The organism is Acinetobacter harbinensis (assembly GCF_000816495.1).
Classification (GTDB): Bacteria; Pseudomonadota; Gammaproteobacteria; order Pseudomonadales; family Moraxellaceae; genus Acinetobacter; species Acinetobacter harbinensis.
On the sequence record NZ_JXBK01000004.1, the window covers coordinates 12,050 to 18,370 of the forward strand.

General features: G+C 37.4%; 8 protein-coding genes and 1 pseudogene. 2 read left to right on the forward strand and 7 right to left on the reverse strand.

From position 1 onward, the window contains the following. The 7 genes and pseudogenes from SE27_RS13345 to mobQ form a co-directional block, all read right to left on the reverse strand. Positions 1–315, reverse strand: a pseudogene (locus tag SE27_RS13345) (IS3 family transposase); the annotation flags it as partial. 212 nt (positions 316–527) lie between these two features. Beyond that, positions 528–839: a BrnA antitoxin family protein gene (locus tag SE27_RS13350; protein ID WP_039624377.1), complete on the reverse strand. Its 312-nt coding sequence runs from the start codon at positions 837–839 to the stop codon at positions 528–530. Continuing rightward, a complete protein-coding gene (locus SE27_RS13355) occupies positions 826–1,113 on the reverse strand; it encodes a BrnT family toxin (RefSeq protein ID WP_039624379.1) in 288 nt (95 codons plus the stop codon). The genes SE27_RS13350 and SE27_RS13355 overlap by 14 nt, the downstream gene beginning before the upstream one ends. A gap of 224 nt (positions 1,114–1,337) precedes the next feature. Further along, positions 1,338–1,829, reverse strand: coding sequence for a pyridoxamine 5'-phosphate oxidase family protein (locus tag SE27_RS13360; protein ID WP_039624381.1), 492 nt, complete (start codon positions 1,827–1,829; stop codon positions 1,338–1,340). Positions 1,830–2,071: 242 nt separating this feature from the next. Beyond that, complete coding sequence (locus tag SE27_RS13365; RefSeq protein ID WP_039624383.1) at positions 2,072–2,614, reverse strand: plasmid replication DNA-binding protein; 543 nt, start codon at positions 2,612–2,614, stop codon at positions 2,072–2,074. Continuing rightward, positions 2,607–3,560, reverse strand: coding sequence for a replication initiation protein RepM (gene repM, locus SE27_RS13370; RefSeq protein ID WP_039624384.1), 954 nt, complete (start codon positions 3,558–3,560; stop codon positions 2,607–2,609). The genes SE27_RS13365 and repM overlap by 8 nt, the downstream gene beginning before the upstream one ends. A 580-nt stretch (positions 3,561–4,140) precedes the next feature. Continuing rightward, entirely contained in the window at positions 4,141–5,571 is a 1,431-nt protein-coding gene (gene mobQ / locus SE27_RS13375; protein ID WP_039624386.1) for a MobQ family relaxase, read from the reverse strand. A gap of 209 nt (positions 5,572–5,780) precedes the next feature. On the opposite strand from mobQ, the gene SE27_RS13380 reads away from it, so the two are divergent. After that, complete coding sequence (locus SE27_RS13380; protein ID WP_148308960.1) at positions 5,781–6,047, forward strand: mobilization protein; 267 nt, start codon at positions 5,781–5,783, stop codon at positions 6,045–6,047. 38 nt (positions 6,048–6,085) lie between these two features. After that, positions 6,086–6,208 carry a YHYH domain-containing protein gene (locus tag SE27_RS14290; protein WP_148308959.1) on the forward strand — a complete coding sequence of 41 codons (123 nt, stop codon included), beginning with the start codon at positions 6,086–6,088 and terminating at the stop codon, positions 6,206–6,208. The last annotated feature ends 113 nt before the right edge of the window (positions 6,209–6,321 follow it).

Genomic DNA, 6,321 nt, shown 5'->3' on the forward strand with positions numbered 1-6,321 from the left:
CTTAGCAGTAGGTACTGCAAGCGGTTCAGGTTGTTCTCGCTTAATACGTTTGTTGGGTTTAATTCTTAAATTAAGCTCAAGCTCCTTATAAATTCGATATACGCGTTTGTGGTTCCAAGGGTTACCTTTGACATTGCGCAGGTACAAAAAGCAAAGTTTAAAGCCCCAAGTCTTATTCTCATTGGTGAGCTTAATCAACCAATCTGCAATGATCATATTCTGCTCTTTTAATTGAGCCATATAACGATAGCAGGTTTGACTAACTTGAAAGATGAGACAGGCCTTGCTCACTGATATTTTATATTGCTCAACGGCGAGAAGATGCTGCCAAGTATTTTCTACAAAGTAAAGGTAGAGATATTTCTAAGACTGAATCTTATTTAGTAAACAAAGATAGCTCCTATTTAGATCAATATAGTTGTGATGAACTAAGGGTTAAATCAAAGCATTAAGTTAAGTTTTTCTACAAGTAACATAATGCACGTTATGCGAAGTCAAAAATGGGAGCTTATCGCTCCCATTTTTTATTAATGATTTTTTAAATCTTTTAACATTGCTTCTCTTAAAATTTTATTCATACGTGTCTGATAGCCCTTACCTTGATCTTTTAACCATGCCAGTACATCAGCATCAAGGCGAACAGAGGTTTGTTGCTTCACTGGACGATAAAATTGCCCATGACGAACAGCATTGCTCCAGTCTGTAATTTCAGGAATATCAGATAAGTCTAGTTGATCATCTGGTACAGTTCCCTTAGCAAGCAAGCGTTTAATTTCAGCATCTTGCTTATCACTGAAATTTTCATTCAGTTCTTTGCGTGTGTATCTAACCATGCTCATATTGATTGCGCTCCGCTTTGGTTACTTCCCTTGCACTAATGATTCGTATGATTTCACAGTCATCTTCATCAAAGATGGTATGAGCAACTAATAACATCAGTATACCTTTGACCATACCAATGGTTTGCCAACGTTCCTCACCATTAGTATGTCTATCTTGGATGGAGATCCTTAAAGGATCATCAAAAATGAGGCTTGCCGTTTCAAAAGATACATCGTGTTTTTTCTGATTCTTTTGGTTCTTTGCCTCATCCCATTCGAAATACAGTTCCATAAAAAACATTCAAATTTGTATATACAATAATGTATCACATATTTGTATCACTCAAGTTGAAAAGCGTAAATAGTGGTCAATTTTATTGGCGAAATCTATCAATTTTGTTTAAAAAAAAACCAACTTGTGTCCAAGCTGGCTTTTTAGGGTTTTTGAGTTTTTCTGTTTTAAGCTAACTGACTGTTATTACAGAATTATTGCAAGGGCGTTTCGTATAAGCGCCATTATGTTAAATGATCCATCATATTAGGATATTTTATCCATCTATAGTTATTAACCTTAAACTCTCTAACATGAGTAAAATCAGACCAAATTAATTTACTGCCTTTCGTCCACTTTAAAGATTGAATACGCAGATTTACTTTTAATTTTTCTTGTTCTGTTGCAGGTCTTAAATCCCCAAGCTCACCATAGAGTCTTACACCAGGATGAGAGTTAAATTGCCCTTTAATGAATGACGATAACCAAAAAACTTTGCTTGAGTTCACAGCACAGATACAAACATTTTTATTTTGTTTTAGATTTTCTGCTAATTGATGAGAAAATGAATCAAACAGAAAACCTGTTCCATCATCATTCAAGAAAACTGTTCCTATTGGAGTAATGTTAGGTATTCCCTCGATAGATACGCTAGCAATATTTACATGCATATTTGCTTTTTGCGCTTTAATAAAAACATCTTTAATTATTTTCCAGTTATTCAAATCAATTTTCATTTTTATAAGTCCTTATTCCAATTCCATTTATTTGTAACTTACATCTGTTTTTAGTTCATTGACTAGAAGAACTAATTTTATATTTTTATAGATATTCTAAAATTAACATAATACACCTTATACGAAATTCACCGCATAACTTCTGTAATAACAATATATTGCGATCCATTAAAAAGCCCAGTTTGTAAAAACTGGGCTTTTTAATGGATCATTCATATAAAGAAGTATTTTAGAGACCAAATTTAGCCATTAGGTAAGAAAAATCTACTCCAAAAACCTTTCTTTTCTGGTGTCTCATTAGGCGTCTCAACTTGTTTCAATGACATAGTACTAGGACGTTCCACTGGTGCTTCATGAGATTTCTCATTGTGTTTCATTTCTTTATTTATAAGGGTTTCAGGTGTTTCATTGATATTGTCTCGTGGTGTATCGCTAGGACGTTCCACTGGTGTTTCATGAGATTTTTTTTCAGTTTCTTCTTTATGACCTAGCAGTAATTGAAACCGATCAATTTGATCTAAATAACGTAGTTCTCTATCTTTATAAGATTCAATTTCTCTCTTCATAAAGTCGACAAGTTGACGTAAATCCGCATCATCTTTTATTTCTTTAGGTTGGATTTCCTGAGACTTCAATACAGGTTCACCAAAGCACCGTATAACTTCAGCTATATCAAAAAGACTATCAGCACTTCTTGAGATCCGTCCTTCTTTAATTGCTCTATAAATTGTTGAACGACTCACATTAAACCGTTTTGATACTTCGCTGAGCGACAATTTAGCCATTTACTAAATCCTTTTTATTCTCCGGCATATATCCCACTTTTTTTAGATAGGGATACAGTTCTTTAAAATTATCAGGATCTTGTAGCATTTCTGCAATGCGAACTGCAAACTGTTGATAGCTTTCTGTTCCTTGTGAATATTTCCCCATTTCTGTGAGTTCTGAAAGCTTATTAGCAAACATATGACGTTGAGCATCTGTCATTTTAGAAAATAGATCTACTGTGTTGGAATCTATGGTGTTGATCAGCTGCTTGTTTGCAGATTTTTTTTGTTTAAGTCTGAATGAAAAGCCAGTGATAAATCGTCCTGTTTTATGTTGTTCTACTTCAACTGTAATATCTGTATGTTCTTTAATTTGCTTAATTGAAGGGTCTAATACACGTTTTTTAAAATCATGCATTCTGTTGTATTCAGTATCTAGTACACCGATCTGTTTTCTAAACTCAGTCAATTCTATTATTGGCGTTTTCCCTGTACTTCTCCACGCAATCAAAATCTCATATAGACGAACAGCGTAGCCAGTACTTAAATAGCTAATCTGTTTCATTTCATAGCTTGTGAAATGCTTCTCAAGCCTTGTAATTAAAGGAATTATGGCAGGAGAAAATATAAGCTCAACACTTGCAGTATTATCAATATAAGCAATTTGTGAAACCCATCTACTAGTGATATTTGCTATACCTTTTGGGCGTTGTTCTTGATAGCTAAATTGACGAGCAAATAGATCTTTACAAGCATCTTTTAAGGCTTGGTAAGCTGTGTTTCTATGTACGTTGAATTGATTAATATAGCTTTCAGCATGAACAGTAAGGGGGTCATTGGCATTAATACCTTTCCCACTTTCTCTAGCTTCCATAATCGCAAGAAGAATCAAACGTTGTTCAACTAGGTCTAGATTGTAACTAGCATTAATTAAAGCATTATCTTTTACTATCAGCTCTTTCATGGCGCATTGTTTTTTTATGTCGTTAAAGCGACACTAATATATTTTGTCGTCTTATGCAAGGTAAGTGTCGTCTTGTTGCAAGGTAAGTGTCGTCTTGTTGCAAGGTAAGTGTCGTCTTATTGCAAGGTAAGTGTCGTCTTATAAAGAGAGGAAGCCTTTATTTACAATGGATTCAGCCTATCTAAAAGCATTTAAAAACTTTAAAAATAATTAAAAGCCCAAGCAAAGAAAAATTGCCCTATGTTTTCGCTTCGCTCAAACTCTATTGAACTTCGCTTTCGCTCAGTTCGTAGGGGCAATTTTTTAGTCCATACCGGATATGAATCAAATCTTGATAAAAGCAAAGTCAAAAGCAATAACAAGAATGGATTCGCTTCGCTCATAGAGCATTTTTGCTCGCTACGCTCGACCTAGACGCTAATTTCTTCATCTGATTCACTGTTTTTGAGCGTTTTTATGCTGTAAAAAACAGTTTTTCAGGGAGGCGAGGCGCGAATTTTGTAAGTTCGCTCGTAGACACTCGCTCTGTAACATCGGCGGTGACTGAAATTGTTTAACTCTGCTTCAAGAGGGCTTGAGCTTATCGACTCATATCCCGAGATATTGTTTTAGTAGGTGCTTGTTCTTTGTCTTTCTGCGGTTTCAGTTGTTTACGTTGTTCCTGTTTGATTTCTTCCACACATTTTTTGATGACCTGGTAGGGCTTGGCGAGCTTTTGGTATTGTTCGGCTTTGTCTGGATGCTGCTTTTTGTATTCTTTCCAGGCATGTGCTTTGAAGTTGTCCTGTCCTAACAGTCGCTTGAGGCCATCTTTTTCCATGGATTGGTATTGAGCTTTGAGTGCTGCATGTTCTTTGCCGATCTGTTTTTGTTGCTCTTCCCAGACTTTTTTTCCAAATAGCATCGGCTTGTTGTTGCTGTGTTCATTGTATTGATCAACCAAGTTTTTGAGTTGGCTTTGATTTTCTTTGAGTTTGGTTTGAATAAGGTCTTCTGCCAGCTTTTGTCTGAATTGATTTTGATGGTTGTGGTGTTTGCTGAGGATATTTTCTGCCTTTTCAAGATTACGCTGCATAAAGTCTAGGTCTAGATTCGCCTCTTTTGCGCTTATGTCGCCTTTTAATACTTTGTCGAGGATTTCCCTCTGTTCTTGTTGAAGTAGGGTTTTTTCGTCAACTGGTGGCGTTTTAGGGCTATTTTCGGCTTCGATCTTTTGTTGTTTTTTGAGTTTCTGCAGTTGGATCTCGTTTTGGGCGATGAGATCGTTCATGTTTTTGCCATGTTGCAGCTGTGCTTCATTTCTTTGTTTGATTTGATCGTTCGTTTGGCTGATTTCAGTTTCAATGCCTTGTCTGCGCAGTTGGGTGACTTTCGGTCCCTCATGCAGCGTGGCTTCAAGTCCAACTTCCTGGTCTTTGTAGCTGCGGTGATCGACCCGGGCTGCGTGTCCGGCAAGTTCCAGGTGGCTGTTGCAGATATCGGCGAAATGTTCGCGCCAGTGCTCAATTTCTCCACTGTGTCTTTGATCCAGTTCCCGGGTTTTGTCGGTAAAGCCTTCCGGGGTCAGTTTGCGGGTACTCATCAGGATGTGTGCGTGATAATTGCGTTCATCACTGCCAGATCCGGTATGCGGTGCATGGATACAGGCATCGACTGCGACCTGGTGTCTTTCCACGATGTTACAACATAGCTCTTCGAGCATGGCCAGGCGTTGTTCCTGGTTCAATTCACTTGGAAAAGCAATTTCAAATTCTCGCGCTACGGTGGAGTTTTTTCGGGTCTCGCGCTGTTCAACTTCGTTCCAGAGTTTTTCCCGGTTTTTTAAATGACTCGGTGCACCATCTGGTAGGAATATTTCTTTGTGTTCCACCCCTGTTTTTCGGCTGTAGTCATGTTCTTTCCCTTCACGTTCGCAATAGATCTTTTCAGCGGCACGATAGGCAATCGAAGCAGTGGCGGAACGCCCTGCTGATCGTGCTACGGTTTTGACTGAAAAGTGATATATCGCCATGACTGATTTTCGCCTTTAAAATTTCACCAAGTGAAATACAACCGTGAATACGGTTGTCGGGGTATTGGGGATACCCCAATCGGACTTGCAAACGAAGTTTGCATAAGTGCGCTCTTCGAGGAAACCATTACTACACATATAGTACCTTGAATGCAGATTCAAGTGCGCTTATGTTAGGGATGATTTCCCAGGATGATGGTATTGGATTAATGAGCATTACTGAAAATTTAGACAGCAAGATTAAGGCCCAGGAAGAAAAGCTAAAACAGTTAAAAGCTCAAAGACAAGCAGCACTGGCAAGAGAAAAAGCCAAAGAGAAAGAACAGGCGCGAAAGGATGATACAAGACGCAAGATTTTAATTGGATCCTGCATGCTGAAAATCACCGAAGAAGATGAACAGGCCAGAGCTAAATTGATTGCTCAAATGGATCGATATTTGACGGATGAACGGGATAGAAAGCTATTTGATTTATAAGGTATAGTCTATTTTTCAACCTAAATAGACTTTAAATAATGAAAAAAATTGCAGTTGTATTATTACTGACATTGGTTACTGCTCAAGTATTTGCATCAAGTGGAAGAACTAATTCTCAAGGATGCCATAACTCACAAACTGAAGGATATCATTGCCATTAATAACAATTAAAAAAAAGCCCATATTTGGGCTTTTTTTTGTGTTATTCACCAATTAAAATGTCTATGCGATAAACCATTTAAAATGTCCTGTTTTTAACCACAAGAGTCAAGCA

Excerpts from the sequence above, each read along its gene's own strand:
- SE27_RS13350 (WP_039624377.1), bottom strand. The coding sequence starts at position 839 with ATGAGCATGGTTAGATACACACGCAAAGAACTGAATGAAAATTTCAGT.
- SE27_RS13355 (WP_039624379.1), bottom strand. The coding sequence starts at position 1,113 with ATGGAACTGTATTTCGAATGGGATGAGGCAAAGAACCAAAAGAATCAG.
- SE27_RS13360 (WP_039624381.1), bottom strand. The coding sequence starts at position 1,829 with ATGAAAATTGATTTGAATAACTGGAAAATAATTAAAGATGTTTTTATT.
- SE27_RS13365 (WP_039624383.1), bottom strand. The coding sequence starts at position 2,614 with ATGGCTAAATTGTCGCTCAGCGAAGTATCAAAACGGTTTAATGTGAGT.
- repM (WP_039624384.1), bottom strand. The coding sequence starts at position 3,560 with ATGAAAGAGCTGATAGTAAAAGATAATGCTTTAATTAATGCTAGTTAC.
- mobQ (WP_039624386.1), bottom strand. The coding sequence starts at position 5,571 with ATGGCGATATATCACTTTTCAGTCAAAACCGTAGCACGATCAGCAGGG.
- SE27_RS13380 (WP_148308960.1), top strand. The coding sequence starts at position 5,781 with ATGAGCATTACTGAAAATTTAGACAGCAAGATTAAGGCCCAGGAAGAA.
- SE27_RS14290 (WP_148308959.1), top strand. The coding sequence starts at position 6,086 with ATGAAAAAAATTGCAGTTGTATTATTACTGACATTGGTTACTGCTCAA.